The following is a 22,016-nucleotide window of genomic DNA, read 5'->3' on the forward strand; positions in this document are numbered from 1 at the left end:
CGCGCGCCCGGCGGGAATTGTCGGACGCGCCCTAGCCGACGTGCACGCGCGGCCGCCGCCCGGGATCGGGCTCCGCGCGGCGCAGCACCTCGCGGGTGACCGGGGCGACCTCGCCGTCGCCGAAGACGAGGAACCGGATCAGGTGGCCGACCGGGTTGCCCTCGGTCCAGTTGAAGTACGCGTGCGGCACCTGCCCGGTGCGGTCGCGCAGCGCCAGCAGGACCGCGGCGATGGCGTTGGGCACCGTGGGGCCGGAGACGCGCAGCCGGCGGACGCCGTGCTTCTCGTCGCCCCGCACGGTGATGTCCGCCGTGAAGTCGGAGGAGTCCCGCACGAACACCTCCAGGAAGAGCACCGGACCGCCGCCGGGGATCGGGGTGTGCTCGCGTTGCTCCCACTCCTTGGAGCGGTACGCGCGCGTGCTGTGCTCCCGCGGCTCGTTGGCGATGAGCTGGAGGGGTCCGTGCCGCGCGGCCCCGTCGACGAACCGGGCCGCCGGCTCGTCGAAGGTGACCTCGGCGGCGCGCAGCTCGAAGGCGCGGCGCACCCGTGAGGCGAACGACGTGACCAGGATCGCGAAGATGAAGATCGCCGCGATCCTGATGCCGTCCGGTCGCTCGATGACGTTCGCGACGAGCGTGTAGGCGAAGACGGCCGTGATCGCGCCGAAGCCGAGCGCGGCCCGGCGGCGGCCCCGCCGGTGCACGGCCACGGTCGACGCGAACGCCGCCGACAGCATCAGCACCAGCACCCCGGTCGCGTAGGCGCCGCTCTGGTCGTCGACGTTCGCGTTGAACCACAGGGTGATGCAGACGGCGGCCGCCATGAACACCAGCACCAGGGGGCGCACCGCGCGCGTCCATTCGGGCGCCATGCCGTAGCGGGGCAGATAGCGCGGGACGAGGTTCAGCAGACCCGCCAGCGCGGAGGCGCCCGCGAACCACAGGATCGCGATGGTGGAGACGTCGAAGACCGTGCCGAAGGCCTCGCCCAGATGCTCGTGCGCGAGATAGGCCAGCGCCCGGCCGTTCGCCGGACCGCCGCGCTCGAAGTCGTCCTGCGGGATGAGGATCGTCGTCGCCAGACTGGACAGCAGCAGGAAGCAGCTCATGATCAGCGCGGCCGTGGTCAGCAGTTTGCGGGTGTCCCGCACCCGCCCCCTCGGCTGCTCCCAGGTATCCGTCGGATCACCCTTGACCTGCGGCATCACCGCCACCCCGGTCTCGAAGCCGGACATACCGAGCGCCAGTTTCGGGAAGACCAGCACGGCCACACCGACCATGGCCCACGGCGAGGAGTGCTCGGCGCTCAGGGCGTCGGTCCAGTCGCCGATCCGCACGGGGTGCGTGAGGATCTCCCAGGCGGAGACGCCGAGCACGACGAGGTTCAGCGCGAGATAGGTCGCCACCATCGGCACCGCGATGCCGATGGCCTCCCGGAATCCCTTGAGGAACACCGCGCCCAGCGCGCCGACCAGCAGCAGGGTGATCCACTCGTTGCCGTCGGTCATCCAGTGCGGGGCGAACGGGTTCTCCACCACGTGCGCCGCGGCGTCCGCGGACGACAGAGTGATCGTGATCATGAAGTCGGTGGCCGCGAACCCGAGCAGCACCAGCACGAGGATCTTCCCCGACCACCACGGCAGCAGCCGCTCCAGCATGGCGATCGAGCCCTCGCCGTGCGGGCTCTCGTGCGCCACCCGGCGGTACACCGGCAGCGCGCCGAGCAGCGTCAGCGCGATCAGCACGAGCGTCGCGAGAGGGGACAGCAGACCGGCGGCGAGGGCGGCGATCCCCGGCTGGTAGCCGAGCGTGGAGAAGTAGTCGACACCCGTCAGGCACATCACGCGCCACCAGCGGTGGCCCTTCTCCTTTGCCTGCGGGGTGGCGTGCGGGCCCGGATGACGGGCGGTCCGCTCGCTGAGCCCCTCCAGGAGCCACGCCCGCCACCGGGAGGACGCCGGACCCGCGCTGCTCCCCTTCACCCGGGTGCCGGTCATGCTGCGCGCTCCCCGCGATCGGTCGGGCCACGTTCCACGGTCACCACCCTCGGTCGTCCCGCACATCGTCGCCCGGCCCTCCGGCGACGGCGACTCAGCGATCACCGCATAGGCTGACCGGATGCAGGACGAGTACCGCACGGTCGCCCACGCGGGCGTGCACGAGACCGAGGTCAACCGCTCCCGCTTCCTGTGCGCCCTGGCCCCCGCGGCCACCGAGCGGGAGGCCCAGGACTTCATCGCGTCCGTCCGCAAGGAGCACGCCGACGCCACCCACAACTGCTGGGCGTACGTCATCGGCGCCGACGCCTCCGTCCAGAAGGCGAGCGACGACGGTGAGCCCGGCGGCACGGCGGGCGTCCCGATGCTCCAGATGCTGCTGCGCCGCGACATGCGGTACGTCGTCGCCGTCGTCACCCGTTACTACGGCGGGGTCAAGCTCGGTGCGGGCGGTCTCATCCGGGCCTACGGGGGCGCGGTCGGCGAGGCCCTCGACACCCTCGGCACCCTCACCCGCCGCCGCTTCCGGCTGGCCACGGTGACCGTGGACCACCAGCGCGCGGGCAAGGTCCAGAACGACCTGCACTCGACGGGCCGCGCGGTACGCGACGTCCGCTACGGCGAGCGGGTGACCATCGAGATCGGTCTGCCGGACGCCGACGTGGACGCCTTCCGCGCCTGGCTCGCGGACGCGACGGCGGGGACGGCGGGGTTCGAGCTGGGCGGGGAGGCCTACGGGGACGCGTGAGGCCTGACGTGTGAAGCCTGAGGTGTGAGGCGTGACGCGTGAGGCGGCGGCGTCCGTCGCGGGGCGGACGACCTGGTGACGCCTGACGCCTGACGCCTGACGGGTGACGCCTGACGGGTGACGCCTGACTCGTGACGCGTGACGCGTGACACGTTGAGCGGATGCGTGGGACGAATGTCCGTAACACCCCTTTATGTCGGCCGGTATGACGGTGCGATACGGGAGTAACCGCCCGTGATGTCAGACCCGGCCGTTAGTCTCGAGGATCATGAGGCTCCTGCACACTTCCGACTGGCATCTCGGCCGGGCGTTCCACCGGGTGAACATGCTCGGCGCCCAGGCCGAGTTCATCGGTCACCTCGTCGCGACCGTGCGTGAGCGCGAGGTCGACGCGGTGGTCGTGTCGGGAGACGTGTACGACCGCGCGGTGCCCCCGCTCGCCGCGGTGGAACTGTTCGACGACGCGCTGCACCGGCTCGCCGGCCTCGGAGTGCCCACCGTGATGATCTCCGGGAACCACGACTCGGCCCGCCGGCTCGGGGTCGGAGCCGGGCTGATCGGGCGGGCCGGCATCCATCTGCGTACCGACCCGGCCGCCGCCGGGACGCCCGTGGTGCTCGCCGACGCCCACGGGGACGTGGCGTTCTACGGCCTGCCCTATCTCGAACCCGCCCTGGTGAAGGACGAGTTCGGCGTGGAGAAGGCCGGCCACGAGACCGTGCTGGCCGCCGCGATGGACCGGGTCCGCGCCGACCTCGCCACCCGCGCGCGCGGGACGCGTTCCGTCGTCCTCGCCCATGCCTTCGTCACCGGCGGCGAGCCCAGCGACAGCGAGCGGGACATCACCGTCGGCGGGGTCGCCTCGGTGCCCGCCGGGGTCTTCGACGGCGTCGACTACACCGCGCTGGGGCACCTGCACGGCTGCCAGACCCTCACCGAGCGCGTGCGTTACTCCGGCTCCCCGCTGCCGTACTCCTTCTCGGAGAGCGAGCACCGCAAGACCATGTGGCTCGTCGACCTCGGCCCCGAGGGGGAGGTCGACGCCGAGCGGATCGACTGCCCGGTGCCGCGCGCGCTGGCCCGGATCCGCGGCCCCCTGGAGGAGCTGCTCGCCGACCCCGCGCTCACGCCGCACGAGGAGGCCTGGGTCGAGGCGACGCTCACCGACGCCGCCCGCCCGGCCGACCCCATGGCCCGGCTCACCCAGCGGTTCCCGCACACGCTCAGCCTCGTCTTCGCCCCCGAGCGCGCGCCCGACGACCCCGACGTGTCGTACGCCCGGCGCCTCGCCGACCGCAGCGACCAGGAGATCGCCGAGGACTTCGTGGCCCATGTGCGCGGGGCCGGCCCCGACGCACGCGAGCAGGGCGTGCTGCGCGACGCCTTCGACGCGGTGCGCGCGGACGACGCGGTACGGGAGGTGGCGCGGTGAGGCTGCACCGGCTCGACCTGACGGCCTTCGGCCCCTTCGGCACCCCGCAGAGCGTCGACTTCGACGAGCTCTCCGCCGCCGGGATCTTCCTGCTGCACGGGCCGACGGGCGCCGGCAAGACCTCCGTCCTGGACGCCGTCTGCTACGCGCTGTACGGCTCCGTACCCGGCGCCCGGCAGAGCGGCCAGGGCCTGACCCTGCGCAGCGACCACGCGGCGCCCGGCACCCGCACCGAGGTCACCCTCGAACTCACCGTCGCGGGGCGCCGGCTGGAGGTCACCCGGCAGCCGCCCTGGGAGCGGCCCAAGAAGCGCGGCACGGGCACGACGGTCGAGAAGGCGCAGAGCTGGCTGCGCGAGTACGACGCGGTCGCCGGTGCCTGGAAGGACCTCAGCCGCTCCCACCAGGAGATCGGCGAGGAGGTCACCCAGCTGCTCGGCATGAGCCGCGAGCAGTTCTGCCAGGTCGTGCTGCTGCCCCAGGGCGACTTCGCCCGTTTCCTGCGCGCCGACGCCGAGGCGCGCGGCCGGCTCCTCGGCCGCCTCTTCGACACCCGGCGGTTCGCCGAGGTCGAGAAGCGGCTCGTCGAGCGCCGCCGCACCACCGAGGCACGCGTGCGTGACGGCGACTCCGCCCTGCTCGCCGACGCCCACCGGATGCAGCAGGTCGCCGGGGAGGCCATGGAGCTGCCGGAGCTCGCCCCGGGAGATCCCGGGCTGGCCGAGGCGGTGCTGGCCGCGGCCGCCGTCGCTCGCAGCACCTCCCGAGAGCTGCTGACGACCGCCCACTGCGGCCGCCTCGCCGCCGAGTCCGCGCAGGCCGCCGCCGAGCGCGCCCTGGAGGACGTCCGTGAACGGGCCCGGCTCCAGCGGCGGTTCGCCGACGCGCGCGAGCGGGCCGCCCTGCTGGAGGAGCGGGCCGGCGACCACCGGGAGGCGCAGGCGCGGATGGAGCGGGCGCGCAAGGCCGAGTCGGTGGCGCCGGCGCTGGAGCTGCGCGAGGCCGCCGACACCGAGCACACCAGGGCCTGCGCCCGCGCGGCCCGCGCGAGGGACCTGCTGCCGCGGCGGTTCGCGGACGCCGGAGCCGCCGGGCTCGCCGCCGCAGCCCGCCGGACGGCCGAGGAACTGGGCGGGCTGGAGTCCGCCCGCCGGGGCGAGCGACGGCTGGCCGGTCTCGTCGCCGAGCGGGCCGACCTGGACCGGCGGGAGCGCGACGACGAGGACGTCCTGACGGAGACCGAGGCCTGGCTCGCGGACTGGGAGGCCGTCCGCGCGGGTCTCCGGGCCCGCGTCGAGGCCGCCCAGGAGGCGGCCGCCCGCGCCGAACAGCTCGACGGCCGGCGCGAGCCCACGCAGCGGCGCCTGAAGGCGGCCCGGCTGCGCGACGAACTGGCCCGTGACCTGGAGGCCGCCCAGCACAAGGCGCTCGCCTCCGGCGAGCAGGCGCAGGCGGCCCGCGCGCACTGGCTCGACCTCAAGGAGCAGCGCCTGAACGGAATCGCCGCCGAACTGGCCGCCACCCTCGCCGACGGGACACCGTGCGCCGTCTGCGGCGCCACCGAGCACCCCGCGCCCGCCCGCAGGGTCGAAGGACACGTCGACCGTGAGACCGAGGAACGGGCGCTCACCGCCTCCCGGCACGCGGAGGAACGGCAGGCCCAGGACGAACGCGCACTCGGCCTCGTACGGGAGGCGCTCGCCGCCGCGACCGCCGAGGCGGGCGACACCCCGACGGACCGGCTCGCCGCCGAGGCCGAGGAGGGGGAGGAGAACTACGCGCGGGCGCGCCGGGAGGCTTCCGCGCTGCACCCCGCGCGGGAGGAGCTGCGCCAGGCCGAGCAGGAGCACGAGCGCCGCACGGCGGCGCAGCGCGAGGCCGCGGTGCGGACCGCCTCCCGGGTGGGCCACCGGGACCGCCTGGAGCGCGAGCGGGTCGCCCTGGAGGAGGAGTTGGCGCAGGCCCGGGGTGCCGCGGAGAGCGTCGCCGCGCGCGCCGCCGAACTGGAGGAGCTGGCGGCGCGGCTCACCGAAGCGGCCGACTCCGTCCGCGTCGCCGAGGGCACTGCCGAGCGTCTCAAGGCGGCCGACGGACGGCTCGACGAAGCCGCGTTCCGGGCCGGCTTCGACACCCCGCGGGCCGCCGCCGACGCCCTTCTCGACGACACCGCCCACCGTGAGCTGCAACGGCGGCTCGACGCCCGGCAGACCGAGGAGGCCGCCGTTCGGGCCGTCCTCGCCGAACCCGACACCGCGGCGGCGGCCCAGCAGCCGCCCGCCGACCTCGCGGCCGCGGAACGGTCGGCGGCCGCCGCGGCCGAGCGGCTGCGCACGGCCGCCTCCGCCCAGGATGCGGCCGCCCGCCGCTGTGCCGAACTCGACCAGCTCTCCACGCGGGCGAGCGACGGCGTACGCCGGCTCGGGCCGCTGCGCGAGGAGTACGACCGGGTGGCCCGGCTGGCCGGTCTCACCGCGGGCACCTCAGCCGACAACGAGCGCAAGATGCGCCTGGAGGCGTACGTCCTGGCCGCACGCCTGGAACAGGTCGCCGCCGCCGCGACCGTCCGTCTCCAGCGCATGTCCTCGGGGCGCTACACCCTGGTGCACTCCGACGACCGGGCCGGGCGCGGTCGCAGCGGGCTCGGACTGCACGTCGTCGACGCCTGGACCGGGCGCGAGCGGGACACGGCCACGCTGTCGGGCGGCGAGACCTTCTTCGCCTCGCTCGCCCTCGCCCTCGGTCTCGCCGACGTCGTGACCGACGAGGCGGGCGGGGTCCGCCTCGACACCCTCTTCATCGACGAGGGGTTCGGCAGCCTCGACGACCAGACCCTCGACGAGGTCCTCGACGTCCTCGACTCGCTGCGCGAACGCGACCGCAGCGTCGGCATCGTCAGCCATGTCGCCGACCTGCGGCGGCGGATCCACGCCCAGCTGGAGGTCGTCAAGGGGAGATCGGGGTCGCTGGTGCAGCAGCGGGGCTACCGGCCCAGTGGGCGCCTGGGGAGCGGCGACGAGTAGACCACGCTGGTCGTCACCGAGCCCAGCGCGCCGATCTTGCCCGACACCTCTTCGAGGTGCCGCATCGAACGGGCGGTGACCTTGATCACGAAGCAGTCGTCGCCCGTCACATGGTGTGCCTCGAGGATCTCGGGCGTGACGGCCACCAGGTCGTGGAACGGCTTGTAGTTGCCGTTGGGGTAGCGCAGCCGCACGAAGGCCAGGATCGGCAGCCCCAGCCGTTCGGGGTCCACCACCGCCGCGTACCCCTGGATGACGCCCGCCTCCTCCAGCCGCCGTACCCGCTCGGTGACGGCGCTCGCCGACATCGCCACGGCACGTGCCAGGTCGGCGAAACTGGCCCGGCCCTCGCGCTGGAGGACCTCGAGAATGCGCCAGTCGGTGGCGTCCGGGGAATACGCGGTCATGTCCGAGAAATAGCAGGGGAATCCCCGGCGGGGCAAGGTTCGGGCCGGGGAACACCCCTTCAGGGAGAGGGATCACCGGTCGTAGATTTCAGGTCGTAGAGAGCAGTGACCAGCCGGAACCCCACGGGAGGGCCCCCGCGATGACCCCCTTGACCCCGCTCACCACCACGACCGGCACGGCCGCCGCGACCACGGTCAACCCCGTCCTGCGCGTCGCCCCCGCGGCCCCGGCCGAGGCCGCCGCCCACTTCCGGGCGAGCCTCGCCTTCCACGCCGACGTCTCCGACGTGGCGGCGGCCCTCGCCGCCGACGGTGACCCCGGCTTCGTCGTGCTGGACTCCCGTTCCACCGAGTCCTGGGACCAGGGCCACATACCGGGCGCCGTCCACCTGCCCACCGCGCTCATCGCCGAGCAGGCCGCGCGGCTCCTCGACCCGGACGTGCCGGTCGTCACGTACTGCTGGGGGCCCGGCTGCAACGGCGCCACCCGCGCCGCCCTCGCGCTCGCCGAACTCGGCTACCGGGTCAAGGAGATGCTCGGCGGCTTCGAGTACTGGGCGCGGGAGGGCTTCGCGTACGAGACCTGGGAGGGCGGCGAGCGGCGCGCCGCCGATCCGCTCACGGCGCCCGTCGACGCGGAGAACTGCGGCTGCTGACCGCCCGTTCGAGGCCGGGCGCGGCGGCGTTCCGATTCCGCCACGCACGGCCCCGAAACGTGTCTCAGAGCCGCGCCAGCTCGTCCACCAGGTCGTCCAGGCCCAGCGAGCCCTGCGAAAGGGCCGCCATGTGCCAGGACTTGAGGTCGAAGGCGTCCCCATGGCGCTCGCGGGCCTTCTCCCGGCCCAGCAGCCAGGCCCGTTCGCCGAGCTTGTAGCCGATCGCCTGGCCGGGGATGGTCAGATAGCGGGTCAGCTCGCTCTCCACGAAGTCCGCCGGGCGGCTGCTGTGCCCGCCGAAGAACTCCTGGGCCAGCTCCGGGGTCCAGCGCTCGCCCGGGTGGAAGGGGGAGTCCGCCGGGATCTCCAGCTCCAGGTGCATGCCGATGTCGACGATGACCCGCGCCGCCCGCATCATCTGCGCGTCCAGATAGCCGAGCCGCTGCTCCGCGTCGGTGAGGAAACCGAGCTCGTCCATCAGCCGTTCCGCGTACAGCGCCCAGCCCTCGCAGTTGGCGCTGACCATGCCGACGGAGGCCTGGTAGCGGGAGAGGTTCCCGGCGACGTGTGCCCACTGCGCCAGCTGGAGGTGGTGGCCGGGGACGCCCTCGTGGTACCAGGTGGAGACGAGGTCGTAGACCGGGAAGCGGGTCTGCCCCATCGTCGGCAGCCAGGTGCGGCCCGGCCGCGAGAAGTCCTCCGTCGGGGGCGTGTAGTACGGGGCGGCCGCGCCGCCGGGCGGGGCGATGCGCGACTCCACCTTCCGGACCCGCTCAGCGAGTTCGAAGTGCGTGCCGTCGAGCGCCTCGATCGCCTGGTCCATCAGGCCCTGGAGCCAGTCGCGGACCTCGTCGACGCCCTCGATGTGCGTGCCGTGCTCGTCGAGATGGGCCAGAGCCACCCAGGGGGTCTCCGCGCCCGGCAGGATCTTCTCGGCCTCCTTCCTCATCTCGGCGAGCAGCCGGTGATACTCCGCCCAGCCGTACGCGTACGCCTCGTCGAGGTCGAGGTCGGTGCCGTTGAAGTAGCGGGCCGCGCGGGCGTAGCGTTCCCGGCCGACGGTGTTCGGCGCGCTCTCGATCGTCGGCGCGTACACGTCGCGCATCCAGTCCCGCAGCTCCACGACGGCCGCGGTCGCCGTGCGCGCGGCCTCGTCCAGCTCGGCGCGCAGCGCGTCGGGCCCGGCGGACACGAAGTCCTCGAACCAGCCGCGGCCCTCGCCGTCCGTGTCCGACCACTCGGTGAGCTGCCCGACGAACGTGGCGGTCGGCCGCGGCGCCGCGTACAGCTTGCGCTCCAGACCCAGCGCCAGGGACTCCCGGTAGCCCGCGAGGGCCGCCGGCACCCCGCGCAGCCGCTCGGCGACCGCCGCCCAGTCCGCGTCGGTCTCGGTGGGGGTCACGGTGAACACCTCGCGCACGTGATGCGGAGGGGTGGCCATGTTGCCGACGGTGCGCAGTGCCTCGTCGGCGTCGTGCACCGCGAGTTCCGCGGTCAGGCGCTCGCGCAGCAGGCGTGCGCACCGGCGCTCGATGTCACTGTCGGCGCCGGGCCGCCGCTCGGCCTCGTCGAGCGCGGCCAGCGTGTCCCGGGCCAGCTGCGCGAGCGCCGCCTGGCCGGCGGGCGAGTAGTCGGGCAGACGGCTCGAACTCTCCTGCACGCCGAGGTAGGTGCCGGTCACCGGGTCGAGGGCGATGAGGTCGTCGACATACGCGTCGGCGACCTCGCGGGGAAGCGGGCTGCTGGTCTGTGACATGGACTCCATCCTCGTACGAGGCGGTGGCGCACGTCACGCGGTTTGTCCCGAAGTCGTCGGCGGCAGCAGGGGCCCGCACTCCCACTGCTGGAAGATCAGCCGCGTCTCGACCCGGGCCACCTCCCGCTGCGAGGTGAACTCGTCCAGCACCAGTCGCTGCAGATCCGCCATGTCCGCGACGGCGACATGGACGAGATAGTCGTCGGGCCCGGTGAGGTGGAAGACGGTGAGCGCTTCCGGAAGCCCCCGGATCCGCTCCACGAAGGGCCCCACCAACTCCCGCCGGTGCGGCCTGACCTGTACCGACAGCAGTGCCTGGAGGCCACGCCCCAGTTTGGCCGGATCGAGCCGCAGCTGATGGCCGAGGATCACGCCCGAGCGGCGCAGCCGCGTGACCCGGTCCAGACAGGTCGACGGCGCGACCCCGACCTGCGCCGCGAGGTCACGGTAGGTGGTCCGGGCGTCGTTCTGGAGCAGCCGCAGCAGCTGGAGATCGACCGGATCCAGTGCGACGGATTCAGCCATGTGCCGAACGTAGCACGGTGTTCGATTACGAGACCCCGTTCGATGTTCACCCTGCGGTGCATGGACTCAGCCTCAGCGAGCACGCACGCGTACGACGACGTACGCCGACCCGCGTCGAGAGCGCCCCGCGCACTGGCCACCGAGGCCGTACACGCCGGGCGGGACGACCTGGCCCGTCAGGGCCTGCACGCCCCGCCGATCGACCTGTCCACCACCTACCCCTCGTTCGACAGCCGCGCCGAGGCCGCCCGCATCGACGCGTTCGCCGCGACGGGTGCGGAGCCGGAGGGACCGCCCGTCTACGGCCGGCTGGGCAACCCGACGGTCTCCCGTTTCGAGACGGCCCTCGCCCGCCTCGAAGGCACCGAGAGCGCGGTCGCGTTCGCCAGCGGGATGGCGGCGCTCAGCGCGGTGCTGCTCGCGCGCTCCGCTACGGGGCTGCGGCACGTCGTCGCCGTACGACCCCTCTACGGTTGCAGCGACCACCTGCTGACCGCCGGACTGCTCGGCTCGGAGGTCACCTGGACCGACCCGGCCGGGATCGCCGACGCGCTGCGCCCGGACACCGGTCTCGTCATGGTCGAGTCGCCGGCCAACCCGACGCTCGCCGAGGTCGACCTGCGGGCCGTCGCCCACGCCTGCGGCTCGGTCCCGCTGCTCGCCGACAACACCTTCGCGACGCCCGTGCTCCAGCGCCCCGCCGAGCAGGGCGCGCGGCTCGTCCTGCACAGCGCCACCAAGTACCTGGGCGGACACGGCGACGTGCTGGGAGGCGTGGTCGCCTGCGACGAGGAGTTCGCCGGGCGGCTCCGGCAGATACGGTTCGCCACCGGCGGTGTCCTGCATCCGCTGGCCGGCTATCTGCTGCTGCGGGGCCTGTCGACGCTCCCGGTGCGGGTGCGGGCCGCCTCCGCGACCGCCGCCGACCTGGCCGGGCGGCTGGCCGCCGACCCGCGGGTGGCCCGCGTCCACTATCCGCGGATCGGCGGCGCGATGATCGCCTTCGAGGTCCACGGCGACCCGCACGAGGTGATCGCCGGGGTCCGTCTGATCACCCCGGCCGTCAGCCTGGGCAGCGTCGACACCCTCATCCAGCACCCGGCGTCCATCAGCCATCGCATCGTGGACGCGCACGAGCGCCGGGGCGCGGGCGTGAGCGACCGGCTGCTGCGGCTCTCGGTCGGCCTGGAGGACGTCGAGGACCTGTGGGACGACCTGCGAGGGGCGCTCGACGCGGCGGACACCACGGACGCCACGGCGGCCACGGACGCCACGGCCGACCGGGCCGGGCGCGGAGTCGCCGTCGGGTGACCGAGGGCGGCGAACCGTGCGGCGCTCCGGCGGGGCCGGGCCCGCCCGGACGCGCTGCCTCCGGCCCCCCGGGGGTGGCCGGAGACCTCCGCCCGCGCGACCGGCCCCCGAGGCGGCCGAGGCAGTCGGGGTGGCCGAGGCGGCCGGGATGGAGGTGAGCCGACAGGTACGGCGTGCGTGTGCGGCGGTCCGGGTACGGCGGTCCGGGTACGGCGTGCGTGTCCGGCGAGCCGTGTGCGGACGGCCCGGCGGTGTGGTCGAACCACCGGGCCGCGTGGTGCCCGGTGACTCAGTCGCGTGCGACGCGCTCGTCGTACCGCCCGGAGCCGGCCCGCGCCCGGGTCACCGCGCCGTCCAGGCGTGCGGTGATGACCAGGGTGCCCTCCTCGATCTGGTAGTCGAGGGGCAGGTCGAGACCGCGCATGGCGGCGACCATGCCGGTGTTGGAGGCCTGTGTCACGGCGTAGACGCTCTCGCAGCCCGCCTCGACGGCCATCGCCACCAGCCGGCCCAGCAGTTCGGCACCGATGCCGCGCCGCTGCCACTGGTCCTCGATCAGCAGGGCGACCTCCGTCTCGTCGCCGTCCCACAGCAGGTGGCCGAGGCCGACGACGCGTCCCGACGGGGTCTGTACGGCCAGGGTGCGGCCGAAGCGGGGGCTGAGCAGGTGCCTGAGGTAGCGGTCGGCGTCGCCGACGGGCCCGTGGTAGCGCATCCCGAGCGTGCGCGAGGAGCACCGGTCGTGCATCGCCTTCGCCGCCGCCAGGTCACCGGGGTCGGCCCGGCGCACGGTGATGGCGTTGCCCTCGGGCAGCGTCAGCACGTCCTGACCGCGCGGCACCCGCGGGCCGAGCCGGGCGTCCAGCTCCACCAGCGCCCGCGCACGGGCGAACTCGGTCGGGGTGAACGGCAGATACGGCCGCTCCACGGTGATCACTCCGCCTTCCGGCGCCCGCAGGCGCATCACGGTGTCCTCCAGTACGCCCTCCACGGGCACGCCCTCCTGCCCACGGCCGCTGCCACCCGGCGCGGCGGGCAGCGAACGGATCGTGCAGCGGCCCAGCAACTGACGTAGTGCCAAGGGTAGTTCAGCGGCGTCGAGAGCGGTGCGGGCGGCCAGGCCGAGGACCCGGGTCGGTGCGTCCACGAGGTCGTGGGCGTCGGCCCGCTCGATCCAGGTGCCGTTGCCGCCCGCCCGTGCCACGGCCCGGGTGATCTCGGCCGCCGCCAGGCCGCCCGGGGCGCGCAGCAGGAACTCGTCCACGGTTTCCTCGCCCAGCGGGTGCGTCTGCAGGCTCAGGATGTCCACCCGGTGTCCGGCGAGCGCCGCGCACAGCGCGGCCAGTGACCCCGGGGCGTCCTTCACCGTCGTCCGCATCCGCCACAGGGTGCTCTCCTCGGTGACCTGGGAGGGGAGTTCCGACGGCCCGGCCTGCGGCTCCTCGGAGCGCGGCCGGGCGTCGGTATCGCCCGTGGGGGGCGCGTGGCCGTGGCGCCGTGCCCACCAGGTGTGGAAGCCGGCCGTGGCGCCGAGCGCGACGGCGGAGACGGCCAGCAGCGCGGGACCGTCGGGTCCGTGGCCCACCAGGTTCGCCACCCCGTCGGCCACCGCGACCGCCGTGAACAGCGCGGCGAGCTCCACCACGTCCCGTCGCCAGTGGTGCACAGGGCGTCCGCGCTTCGCACGCGTCACATCAGACATGTCTCGAGTCATGCAGCCACTGTGGAGGAATGGTGTTGCGTGATCACGAACGGTTTGTGACTGATGGGTAAAGGTTCCCAATGCCCGTTTTATTAATTCTTCTACGATCGCGCCGTGTACGGGGTGTCACGACGGTGCCGCGCACCGGGGGATGACGCCGGTGCGCGGCATGATTCCGAGGGTACGGGACGCGGACTACTGGCCGACCCGTCCCGGCTGGAGCACCTGTGTGAACAGCACGGTCCCGTTCTGCTCGCGCAGACGCACCGTCAGCTCCCCGCTGCCGCCGTCGATGTCGACCTCGCCGAAGAACTGGTAGCCGCCGGCGGGCGAGACGTTCGACGCGGTCGGCGCCTTCACGAACACCCGCTCCGGGCCGAAGGTGCCGTCCAGCGCGCTGGCCGGGAAGGCGCCCGCGTTGAGCGGTCCGGAGACGAACTCCCAGAACGGCTCGAAGTCGCCGAACGCGGCCCGCGAGGGCTGGTAGTGCTGCGCGGAGGTGTGATGGACGTCGGCCGTCAGCCACACCGTGCCGGTGATCCGGCGGTGCTTGATGTACCGCAGCAGTTCGGCGATCTGGAGCTCACGGCCCAGCGGCGCGCCCGGGTCGCCCTGCGCGACGGCCTCGATGTTCGCCCTGCCCTCGGTGGCGTCGGGTACCACCAGGCCGAGCGGCATGTCGGCGGCGATCACCTTCCACACCGCGCGCGAGCGGGAGAGCTCCCGCTTCAGCCACTCCAGCTGCTCGGCGCCGAGGATGCCCTGCGGGTCCACGGTCTGGTCGTCGGGGGAGTTGGCATTGCGGTACGTCCGCATGTCCAGCACGAACACGTCCAGCAGCGGCCCGTGGCGCACCACCCGGTGGACCCGGCCCTCGCGCGCACCCGGACGCAGGGTCGAGATCGGGAAGTACTCGCCGAACGCCCGCCGGGCGCGCCCCGCGAGCACGTCGACGCTCTTCTCCGTGTACCGGGCGTCGGAGCCGGCGATCACCTCGCCGGGGTACCAGTTGTTGCGGACCTCGTGGTCGTCCCATTGGATGACGGACGGCACCTGGGCGTTGAAGCGGCGCAGGTTCTCGTCGAGCAGGTTGTAGCGGAAGTTGCCGCGGAACTCGGCGAGCGTCTCGGCGACCTTGGACTTCTCCTCGGTGGTGACGTTGTGCCAGAGGGTGCCGTCGGGCAGCGCCTGGGTCGCCGTGATCGGGCCGTCGGCGTAGATGTTGTCGCCGCTGCACAGGAAGAAGTCGGGGTCGAGCTTCGCCATCGCGTCGTAGATGCGGTAACCGCCCAGTGCGGGGTTGATGCCCCAGCCCTGGCCCGCGAGGTCTCCCGACCACAGGAAACGCACCCCGCGCCGACGCCCGGGGGACACGGTGCGGAAGGTACCGGTCACCGGCTCCCCGGTGCGCCGAGGGTCGTCCGGGTCGGCGAGGAGCACCCGGTAGTGGATCTGCTCGCCGGCGGGCAGCCCGTGCAGCCGGGTGGTGCCGGTGAAGTCCGTACCGGCGCCGAGCAGCGGGCCGTACCAGCGGCGGGCGCCGCGGAACGACTCGGTGGCCGCGGTCTCGACGACCATCCGCGCCGGGCGGTCGGAGCGCACCCACACCAGCCCGGAGTCGGAGGTCACGTCCCCGGTCTGCACACCCCACCCCGCCCCGGGCCGGCCGGACAGCGCGAAGGCGGGCGCCGCGCCGGCGGCGGGCAGGGTCAGGGCCGCGGAAGCGGCGAGCGAGCCGCGCAGGACGCCGCGGCGCCCGGGAAACGGACTGGGTGACATGGAAGGGCCTCCAGGGGCGGGAACCGGCCGGTGTGCACAGCCACAACTACTGGTGCGCCGCAGCGCACACGGAAACCACAGGTGAACAACTGGCCGCGCGCACCCGGGATCCGACGTGCACGTCCCGTGGCACCCGCCCGCTTCGCCCGCTCGTGTCACCCGCCCGCGACGGCTTCGGCCATCAGCCGTACGCCGTCCCGGATGCGCGCGGGCGACATCTGCGCGTAGCCGAGAACGAGACGGAGGTGCGCGTCCCGCACGGCACGCGCGTGTGCGTAGTCCGCCAGCGCACGCACCTCGACGCCGGCCGCGGCCGTCCGCGTGAGGAACCGTTCCCGCGGCCCGTACCGCGCGGGGAACTCGGCGATGACGTGCAGCCCCGCCGCGATCCCCGACACCCGCGCCCCGGGGAAGTGCTCCCCGAGCGCGCCCACCAGGGCGTCCCGGCGCTCCCGGTAGGCCCGCTGACAGCGGCGCAGCTGACGGTCGTAGTCGCCGCGCTCCACGAACCGGGCGAACAGCGCCTGGTCGAGCGTGGGATGGCCGAGGTCCATCGTCCGCTTGCGCTCGACGACCTCCTCGGCCAGCGCCTCGGGAACGAGCAGCCAGCCGAGCCGCAGGCCCGGTGCGAGCGACTTGCTGACCGACCCGGTGTAGGCCACGCGCTCGGGGTCCAGGCCCTGGAGCGCGCCCACGGGAGCGCGGTCGTAACGGAAGTCGCCGTCGTAGTCGTCCTCGACCACGAAGCCGTCCACGGACCGCGCCCAGTCGAGCAGTTCGGCGCGCCGCCGCGCGGAGTAGGCGATCCCGGTGGGGAACTGGTGGGCGGGCGTCGTCACCACCGCCCGTACCCCGCAGGACCTGAGGGGCTCCACGGCCAGCCCCTCGGTGTCCAGCGGCAGCGGCACGGCGGTGACGCCCGCCGCCGCGTACAGGGAGCCGTGCTGGGGGCTCCCGGGGTCCTCGACGCCCACCGTGTCGGTCCCGCGCGCGTGCAGCGCCAGCCCGAGCAGCGCCGTCGCCTGGGCCACCCCGGAGACGACGACGAGGCGCTCCGGGTCGGCGACCACGCCCCGGCGGCGGGCGAGGAGCCCGGCGAGCGCGGTGCGCAGCCGGGGCAGCCCGCGCGGGTCGGGATAGCCGAGTTCGTGATGGGGCAGCTCGGCGAGCACGCCCCGCTGCGCGGCGGCCCAGGCGGCGCGCGGGAACAGCGACAGGTCCGGGGTGCCCGGCACGAAGTCGGCCCGGACGCCCGCGGGACGCGGAGCGAGGTCCCGCGCGCGGGGCCGGGCCGCCCGGACGGCGCCGCTCACCCAGGTTCCGGCGCCGCGGCCGCTGCGCAGGTAGCCCTCGGCCGTCAGCTGCTCGTACGCCTCCGTCACCAGCCCGCGCGAGACGCCGAGGTCGGCGGCGAGATCCCGGCTCGACGGCAGCCGGGTGCCCTGCGCGAGCCGCCCCGAGCGGACCGCGTCCCGCAGGGCTGCCTGGAGCGCGCGGCCACGCGCGCGCGGCGGGGCCGAGGCGGCCGGCAGCAGCAGCTCCCAGGCCGCCGACCCGGGCCCCGGGCCTGGATTGGTCCCCGATGGCGTCATGGAAGTGGACCTTAACCGGGACCGCCGCCGTTCCTAGCGTCGCCTTCATGAACGCGACCACCCTGCGCGGGTCCCTGCTCGCCGCGCTCGCCTGCCTCCTCGTCGGAGGTTCGTTCACCGCCAACAGCGTCCTCGGCGGCTATCCGTACGCGGGCGGCCAGGCCCTGCGCTACGGCGTCGCCTGTCTGCTGCTCGTGCCCCTGGTGGGGGCGGGGGCCGGGCTCCGGCTGCGCGCGCTGACCCTGCGGCTGTGGCTGCGCCTGGCGCTGCTCGCGGCGGTCGGGATGGTGGGCTTCAACGTGGCCGTGCTGGCCGCCGAGCGCTCGGCGGAACCTGCCGTCCCCGGCGTTCTCGTGGGCTGCGCGCCCGTCGTCGTGGCGGTCGTCGTCCCGCTGCTGGAGGGGCGGCGGCCGCGCCGTCCGGTGCTGGCCGGGGCGTCGCTGGTGGCGGTCGGCGCGTTCACGGTGCAGGGGTGGGGCCGCACGGACGGCGCGGGCATCGCCTACTCGGTCTGCGCGCTGGCCGGGGAGGTCGGTTTCGCGGTGCTGGCCGTGCCCGTCCTGCGGGTCCTCGGGCCCCGGCTGCTGTCCGCCACGGTGTGCGCGGTCGCCGCGGCCGAGGCCGCCGCGACCGGCCTGCTGCTGGACGGCGGCGCGTGGCTGCGGCGGCCGGACGGCACGGAGGCGGCCGCGCTGCTGTGGCAGGCGGCCGTCGTCACCGTCGTCGGCTTCGTGTGCTGGTACATGGGCATGCAGCGGATCGGCGCGGAGCGCGCCACGCTCTTCTCCGGGCTCATCCCGGTGGCGGCCGCGTGCACCGCCCCGCTCGTCGGAACGGGCTCCTACGGCCCCGCCCAGGGCGTGGGGAGTGCCCTCGTCGGGGCCGGAGTCGCCCTGGGAGCCGGGGTGTTGCGGCGTGCCTCCGGGCCGTCAGCGGCTGCCGTCGAGAATCACGCGCGCGACGAGCGCCGGGTCGTCGCTCATCGGGCAGTGACCGCAGCCGGGCAGTCGCACCAGACGCGCGGCGGGGATGATCCGCTTGGCCCGGACGCCCTGGCGGCGTACGAGCAGCCAGTCGCGGGTGCCCCAGCCGAGCGTGACCGGGACGCCCGGGAGGTCGTCGGTGAACATGACGGTGGCCCCGGCCCGCAGGGTCTGGTCGAACCCGGTGGCCGTGGCCAGGGCCAGCGTCTCGGCGACCACGGCCTCGGGTGAACGCCGGCTCGGCCGGGCGTAGATGGTGCTGGTGAGAGCCGTACGGCCGGCCGCCGTGCTCGCCATCCGCTCGACCAGGGGCAGCGGCATCCGGCGCGAGATCTGTCGCATGGTGAGCAGGACGCCGAAGGCGTAGCGCCGCTCGGCCTGCGACCAGAACCCGGCGGGCGACAGCGCGGTGACGGACCGTACGAGCTTCCCGCGGCCGAGTTCCAGGGCGAGCAGCCCGCCGAGGGAGTTGCCCGCGACATGGGGCCGGTCGAGCTCCAGCGCCTCGCAGAAGGCGGCGAACACGGCGGCCGTGGTGGGCAGGTCGTAGGCCAGTCCGTCCGGCAGGGGCGGGGACACACCGAAGCCGGGCAGGTCCACGGCGATGACGTCGCGCTCGGCGGCCAGGAGGTCCACCACCGGGTCCCAGGCCTGCCGGTGGTGTCCGATGCCGTGCAGCAGGAGCAGCGGCTCGCCCCGGCCCACGCGCGCGTAGGAGACGGTGACGGGCAGCGGGCCGCTGGGGGAGGGGACCGTGAAGGAGACGGTGGCGGACATGAGGAGCTCCTCGACTGGACGGGCCGTGGACCGGCCGACGGACGCCGTAGACAGCTTGTCAGCAATAGCTACCGACGGGTAGCCCCTGAGAGTGAACCGCATTTCTCCCCTCGGGGGCGGCCTTTATTGAGCGGACCTTGCCGGAGTGTCACGAAAACGCGCCCGTACGAACGCGCCGTGAACGCTTTTCTGCCGGACGCCTGTCGCCCTCGAGCGGGACCGAGGATTGGTCTTGACCAAGGGTGGGGGCCGCCCTATGGTCGCAGAGAAGTACAACAACCTTTAATAAACAAGGGCGCGTAAAACGCCGCCGGACCACGGCGATTGCGGAGGACAGGGTGGGGACCACGCAGCTGGAATCGGTACCGGAACCGAAGTACTGGCATCTCAAGACCGTGCTCAGCGAGGCACTCGACTCGGAATTCACCGTGGGCGAGATCCTCCCCAACGAGCGTGACCTGGCCGCCCGCTTCGGCGTCGCCCGCGCGACGCTCCGCCAGGCACTGGAGCAACTCGAACTGGAGGGCCGGCTCCAGCGCCGCCGTGGCGTCGGCACCACCGTCGCCCCGCCGCGGATGGGCGTCGCCGTAGGCAACGACCAGCAGGTCTGGCCGGGCACCGGCGACGACGCCTGGCAGGCCGTCGACTGCGCGCTCGCGGCTCCGCCCGCGGCCGTCGCCACCGCCCTGGAGACCGCACGCGACCAGGCCGTGCACATCGTGCGCCGCTCACGGGTCTCGCACGGCCAGCCCGTCGCCGCCGAACTGCTCTACGTCCCCGTGACCTCGGTGCCCGACCTCACCGCGATCGACACCCCCTCCGAGGCGGCACGCGCGCGTGCGGTGCTGCGCGAGCTCCAGCGCCTGGAACTGGAGGGCCAGGACCGCGCCGTGGAGCTGGGCTCGGCACGCGCGGACGACGCCCGGGAACTCGACCGCCTCCCCGGCGCCCCCGTCCTCGTCGTCACCACCCGCTTCTTCGCCGGGGGACGCACCGCGGCGCTCTCCGTCGCGACCTACCGCGCGGACACCTGCCGGCTGACGTTCGGCGCGTCCGGCGGCGTGGAGATACACCACGGACCGGATCGCCAGGCCTCCTGAACAGCCCGTCCCCCGCACGCCGGATACGGCAGGCTCCCTGAACGGCCTGCACCCGGCCACCGGGCGGACACCCCGCCGCGCCCCGGAACTCCACCGGGGCGCGGCGCGTTTCACCGGTGACGGCCGGTCACCGCCGCGCTGTCACCGTCCCCTCGACCGCGAACAACTGCTCCTCGACATGGTCGAGGGCGAGCCGCAGCGCGCCCGTCGCCACCGCCGCCTCGCCGAGCAGCGACAGGGCCACCCTCGGCGGGCGCAGACAGTAGCGCGCCAACTCGTTGCGCAGCGGCTCCAGCACACCGTCCAGACCGGCCGCCCAGCCGCCCACCACGACCAGCTCCGGATCGAGCGCCAGCACCAGCGCGGCCACGTCGTGGACGAGCCGCTGGATGAAACGGTCCACCGCGGCGCGGGCCTGCTTGTCGCCCTCGCGGGCCTGCGCGAACACCTCCGCGACCGCCTGCTCGTCCAGCGGATGCAGCGGCTCGTCCGTCATGGACAGCAGCGTCTCCGGCGTCACCTCGCGGCCCAGCAGGTGCAGCGCGCCGATCTCCCCGGCCGCCCCGCCGTACCCCCGGTGCAGCCGGCCCCCGATCAGCGAGCCGGCGCCCGGGCTCAGCCCGGCCAGCACGAAGACGACGTCGTCGGACTCGGTGGCCGACCCCTTCCAGTGCTCGGCCACGGCCGCCGCGTTGGCGTCGTTCTCCACCAGCACCGGACACTTGAAGGAACGGCTCAGCCGCTCACCCAGCCGCAGCCCCGTCCACTCGGGCAGCGCGGTGCCGAGCCGTACCGTCCCGTCCGCCTCCACGATCCCGGGGGTGCCGACCCCCACCGCCCGCAGCGAGCTGCGCGGGACGCCCGCCCGCCGGAGCAGTTCGGCGACGGCCGTACGCAGCCGCTCCAGCCGTTCGTCCGCCGGTGCCGCCTCGTCGACCTCCTTGGCCTGCGCGCCGAGTATCCGGCCGTCCAGGTCGGCCAGCAGCGCGGCCACCCGGTGCGAGCCGATCTCCAGCCCCAGCAGGTGCCCTGCCTCCGCCCGGAACCGGAACCGCCGCGCGGGCCGCCCCTGCCGCCGCGCGACACTCTCGTCGGCCGCCTTCTCGACGACGAGCCCCGCCCCGATGAGATCCTCGACGACCCCCTCGACGGTCGGCCGGGACAGGCCCGTCACGCGGGTGATCTCCGTCAGCGTCGCGCAGTCCGCGGCACGCAGCGCGTGCAGCACCACCGCGGAATTGATCCTTCGCAGCAGCGAGGGATCCCCGCCGGTCAGCTGCCCCAACGTCCGTCCTTCCAGCTCGTGCGCGTGTTGGGCGGATCGTACTCGGCGGGACGTACCCCGGCGAGTAAGGAATCCGTACCGATATCCACCGGGGCGCGCTCACCCCGGCGCGACGAACCCCGCCGGTACGCCGTGATCACCGCCTGCGTCCGGTTCCGCGCCCCGAGGTGCGCCGGTACGGCCACGGCACGGGACCCGACCGCCTCGGTCCCTGGGACGGGCCGGACGGCGATCTCCGCGTTCGGCATCCCGCGGGCCGTCGGCCGCGGTACCTCGGCCTCCCGCTCGGTCAGCCAGGCCCGCTGCACGACGAGGATCTCCTGCGGCTCGTCGACCTCGATGGCGGACCCCGTCCCCGGCACCGGGCGCCGCTCCACCCGTACCAGGGGTTCTTCGTCGACGGGGAGCACGGTGACCGGCATCCGGCCAGCGTAGATCAGCGTTGTGCCGGCGCCGCCCGCACCCTCGGTCCGCGGCCCGCCCGACGGCCGGGCGTCCCCGCGCCGTTCCCTCCACGGCGGCTGACGGACCGCCAATTGTCAGTGGCGGCGGGTTTACTGGAACGCATGGACATCGACAGGTACCTCGGGCCCGGTCACGGTACGACGGCCCTGGTGACCAGTCACGGCCTCGCGGTCGGGGACACCGATGTGCGGCGCGCGGAGGCGGAGCGGTTCCACGACGAGAAGGAGCACCTGGCCGGGAAACTGACGGTGAGATGGGGAGATCCGCACCATGTCGGGCTGCAGACGGTCCGGCTGCGGACCGGGGCCGAGGAGATACCCGAGCCCTGGGCCGGGCTGAGCCTGCGGGTGGGGGACATGTACCTGTGGCGGGCGGCGGAGCACGGCCGCTGGGTGGCCCTGGGCGTCGCCGATCTCGACCCGTACGACGAGATCCAGCTGCTCCTGGTCGTCACCGAGACGGACCCGCCCTGAAGCCCC

The 22,016-nt window shown here is 74.1% G+C and carries 16 protein-coding genes and 2 pseudogenes; 8 read left to right on the forward strand and 10 right to left on the reverse strand.

Translation table 11 applies throughout. The features are described from left to right. Positions 1-31: 31 nt before the first annotated feature. Positions 32-1,999 carry an APC family permease gene (locus ASD48_RS14060; RefSeq protein ID WP_057601919.1) on the reverse strand — a complete coding sequence of 656 codons (1,968 nt, stop codon included), beginning with the start codon at positions 1,997-1,999 and terminating at the stop codon, positions 32-34. 121 nt (positions 2,000-2,120) lie between these two features. On the opposite strand from ASD48_RS14060, the gene ASD48_RS14065 reads away from it, so the two are divergent. The 3 genes from ASD48_RS14065 to ASD48_RS14075 all read left to right on the forward strand — a co-directional run bounded on the left by ASD48_RS14065 (position 2,121) and on the right by ASD48_RS14075 (position 7,199). Continuing rightward, a complete protein-coding gene (locus ASD48_RS14065) occupies positions 2,121-2,747 on the forward strand; it encodes a YigZ family protein (protein WP_057601920.1) in 627 nt (208 codons plus the stop codon). 268 nt (positions 2,748-3,015) lie between these two features. Beyond that, entirely contained in the window at positions 3,016-4,179 is a 1,164-nt protein-coding gene (locus ASD48_RS14070) for an exonuclease SbcCD subunit D (RefSeq protein ID WP_057601921.1), read from the forward strand. Continuing rightward, positions 4,176-7,199, forward strand: coding sequence for an SMC family ATPase (locus ASD48_RS14075; RefSeq protein WP_057601922.1), 3,024 nt, complete (start codon positions 4,176-4,178; stop codon positions 7,197-7,199). Before ASD48_RS14070 ends, ASD48_RS14075 begins: the two co-directional genes overlap by 4 nt. Here the strand turns inward: ASD48_RS14075 and ASD48_RS14080 are convergent. Then, entirely contained in the window at positions 7,160-7,606 is a 447-nt protein-coding gene (locus tag ASD48_RS14080) for an Lrp/AsnC family transcriptional regulator (RefSeq protein WP_054240409.1), read from the reverse strand. The genes ASD48_RS14075 and ASD48_RS14080 overlap by 40 nt on opposite strands. Positions 7,607-7,746: 140 nt before the next feature. On the opposite strand from ASD48_RS14080, the gene ASD48_RS14085 reads away from it, so the two are divergent. Continuing rightward, positions 7,747-8,262: a rhodanese-like domain-containing protein gene (locus tag ASD48_RS14085; RefSeq protein ID WP_057601923.1), complete on the forward strand. Its 516-nt coding sequence runs from the start codon at positions 7,747-7,749 to the stop codon at positions 8,260-8,262. Between the two features lie 64 nt (positions 8,263-8,326). Here the strand turns inward: ASD48_RS14085 and ASD48_RS14090 are convergent, their stop codons facing one another. Continuing rightward, entirely contained in the window at positions 8,327-10,018 is a 1,692-nt protein-coding gene (locus ASD48_RS14090; RefSeq protein ID WP_057601924.1) for a DUF885 domain-containing protein, read from the reverse strand. A gap of 33 nt (positions 10,019-10,051) precedes the next feature. Further along, the gene (locus ASD48_RS14095) at positions 10,052-10,543 is read right to left on the reverse strand and encodes an Lrp/AsnC family transcriptional regulator (protein ID WP_057601925.1); all 492 of its coding nucleotides are present in this window, start codon (positions 10,541-10,543) and stop codon (positions 10,052-10,054) included. 60 nt (positions 10,544-10,603) lie between these two features. Between ASD48_RS14095 and ASD48_RS14100 the strand changes: the two genes are divergently transcribed. Continuing rightward, positions 10,604-11,854, forward strand: coding sequence for a PLP-dependent transferase (locus ASD48_RS14100; protein WP_057602004.1), 1,251 nt, complete (start codon positions 10,604-10,606; stop codon positions 11,852-11,854). A gap of 289 nt (positions 11,855-12,143) precedes the next feature. Here ASD48_RS14100 and ASD48_RS14105 read toward each other — a convergent pair whose 3' ends face one another. The 3 genes from ASD48_RS14105 to ASD48_RS14115 all read right to left on the reverse strand — a co-directional run bounded on the left by ASD48_RS14105 (position 12,144) and on the right by ASD48_RS14115 (position 16,927). Continuing rightward, positions 12,144-13,520, reverse strand: coding sequence for a GNAT family N-acetyltransferase (locus ASD48_RS14105; protein WP_057601926.1), 1,377 nt, complete (start codon positions 13,518-13,520; stop codon positions 12,144-12,146). 231 nt (positions 13,521-13,751) lie between these two features. Then, a complete protein-coding gene (locus ASD48_RS14110; RefSeq protein ID WP_057601927.1) occupies positions 13,752-15,335 on the reverse strand; it encodes an alkaline phosphatase D family protein in 1,584 nt (527 codons plus the stop codon). Positions 15,336-15,490: 155 nt separating this feature from the next. Continuing rightward, positions 15,491-16,927, reverse strand: a complete 1,437-nt coding sequence (locus ASD48_RS14115) for a PLP-dependent aminotransferase family protein (RefSeq protein WP_057601928.1) — start codon at positions 16,925-16,927, stop codon at positions 15,491-15,493. 47 nt (positions 16,928-16,974) lie between these two features. Here ASD48_RS14115 and ASD48_RS41815 point away from each other — a divergent pair. Beyond that, positions 16,975-17,811, forward strand: a pseudogene (locus ASD48_RS41815) (EamA family transporter); the annotation flags it as partial. A 45-nt stretch (positions 17,812-17,856) separates the two neighbouring features. On the opposite strand, the gene ASD48_RS14125 reads toward ASD48_RS41815, so the two are convergent. Continuing rightward, complete coding sequence (locus ASD48_RS14125) at positions 17,857-18,687, reverse strand: alpha/beta hydrolase (protein WP_057601929.1); 831 nt, start codon at positions 18,685-18,687, stop codon at positions 17,857-17,859. 338 nt (positions 18,688-19,025) lie between these two features. Here ASD48_RS14125 and ASD48_RS14130 point away from each other — a divergent pair, with 338 nt between their 5' ends. After that, positions 19,026-19,787 (forward strand): GntR family transcriptional regulator, encoded by a 762-nt coding sequence (locus tag ASD48_RS14130; protein WP_057601930.1) that lies wholly within the window; start codon positions 19,026-19,028, stop codon positions 19,785-19,787. 127 nt (positions 19,788-19,914) lie between these two features. Here the strand turns inward: ASD48_RS14130 and ASD48_RS14135 are convergent, their stop codons facing one another. Both ASD48_RS14135 and ASD48_RS45135 read right to left on the reverse strand, forming a co-directional pair. After that, complete coding sequence (locus ASD48_RS14135; protein ID WP_057601931.1) at positions 19,915-21,072, reverse strand: ROK family transcriptional regulator; 1,158 nt, start codon at positions 21,070-21,072, stop codon at positions 19,915-19,917. Between the two features lie 125 nt (positions 21,073-21,197). Then, positions 21,198-21,383 (reverse strand): annotated as a pseudogene (locus tag ASD48_RS45135) (LuxR C-terminal-related transcriptional regulator); the annotation flags it as partial. Positions 21,384-21,638: 255 nt separating this feature from the next. Between ASD48_RS45135 and ASD48_RS14145 the strand changes: the two are divergent. Then, positions 21,639-22,010, forward strand: coding sequence for a hypothetical protein (locus ASD48_RS14145; RefSeq protein ID WP_057601933.1), 372 nt, complete (start codon positions 21,639-21,641; stop codon positions 22,008-22,010). Positions 22,011-22,016 lie beyond the last annotated feature (6 nt).

The organism is Streptomyces sp. Root1310, from assembly GCF_001426425.1.
GTDB lineage: Bacteria > Actinomycetota > Actinomycetes > Streptomycetales > Streptomycetaceae > Streptomyces.

What these genes read in the sequence shown, in the direction of transcription:
- ASD48_RS14060 (WP_057601919.1), bottom strand. Translation starts at nt 1,999, where the DNA reads ATGACCGGCACCCGGGTGAAGGGGAGCAGCGCGGGTCCGGCGTCCTCC.
- ASD48_RS14065 (WP_057601920.1), top strand. Translation starts at nt 2,121, where the DNA reads ATGCAGGACGAGTACCGCACGGTCGCCCACGCGGGCGTGCACGAGACC.
- ASD48_RS14070 (WP_057601921.1), top strand. Translation starts at nt 3,016, where the DNA reads ATGAGGCTCCTGCACACTTCCGACTGGCATCTCGGCCGGGCGTTCCAC.
- ASD48_RS14080 (WP_054240409.1), bottom strand. Translation starts at nt 7,606, where the DNA reads ATGACCGCGTATTCCCCGGACGCCACCGACTGGCGCATTCTCGAGGTC.
- ASD48_RS14085 (WP_057601923.1), top strand. Translation starts at nt 7,747, where the DNA reads ATGACCCCCTTGACCCCGCTCACCACCACGACCGGCACGGCCGCCGCG.
- ASD48_RS14090 (WP_057601924.1), bottom strand. Translation starts at nt 10,018, where the DNA reads ATGTCACAGACCAGCAGCCCGCTTCCCCGCGAGGTCGCCGACGCGTAT.
- ASD48_RS14095 (WP_057601925.1), bottom strand. Translation starts at nt 10,543, where the DNA reads ATGGCTGAATCCGTCGCACTGGATCCGGTCGATCTCCAGCTGCTGCGG.
- ASD48_RS14100 (WP_057602004.1), top strand. Translation starts at nt 10,604, where the DNA reads ATGGACTCAGCCTCAGCGAGCACGCACGCGTACGACGACGTACGCCGA.
- ASD48_RS14110 (WP_057601927.1), bottom strand. Translation starts at nt 15,335, where the DNA reads ATGTCACCCAGTCCGTTTCCCGGGCGCCGCGGCGTCCTGCGCGGCTCG.
- ASD48_RS14115 (WP_057601928.1), bottom strand. Translation starts at nt 16,927, where the DNA reads ATGACGCCATCGGGGACCAATCCAGGCCCGGGGCCCGGGTCGGCGGCC.
- ASD48_RS14125 (WP_057601929.1), bottom strand. Translation starts at nt 18,687, where the DNA reads ATGTCCGCCACCGTCTCCTTCACGGTCCCCTCCCCCAGCGGCCCGCTG.
- ASD48_RS14145 (WP_057601933.1), top strand. Translation starts at nt 21,639, where the DNA reads ATGGACATCGACAGGTACCTCGGGCCCGGTCACGGTACGACGGCCCTG.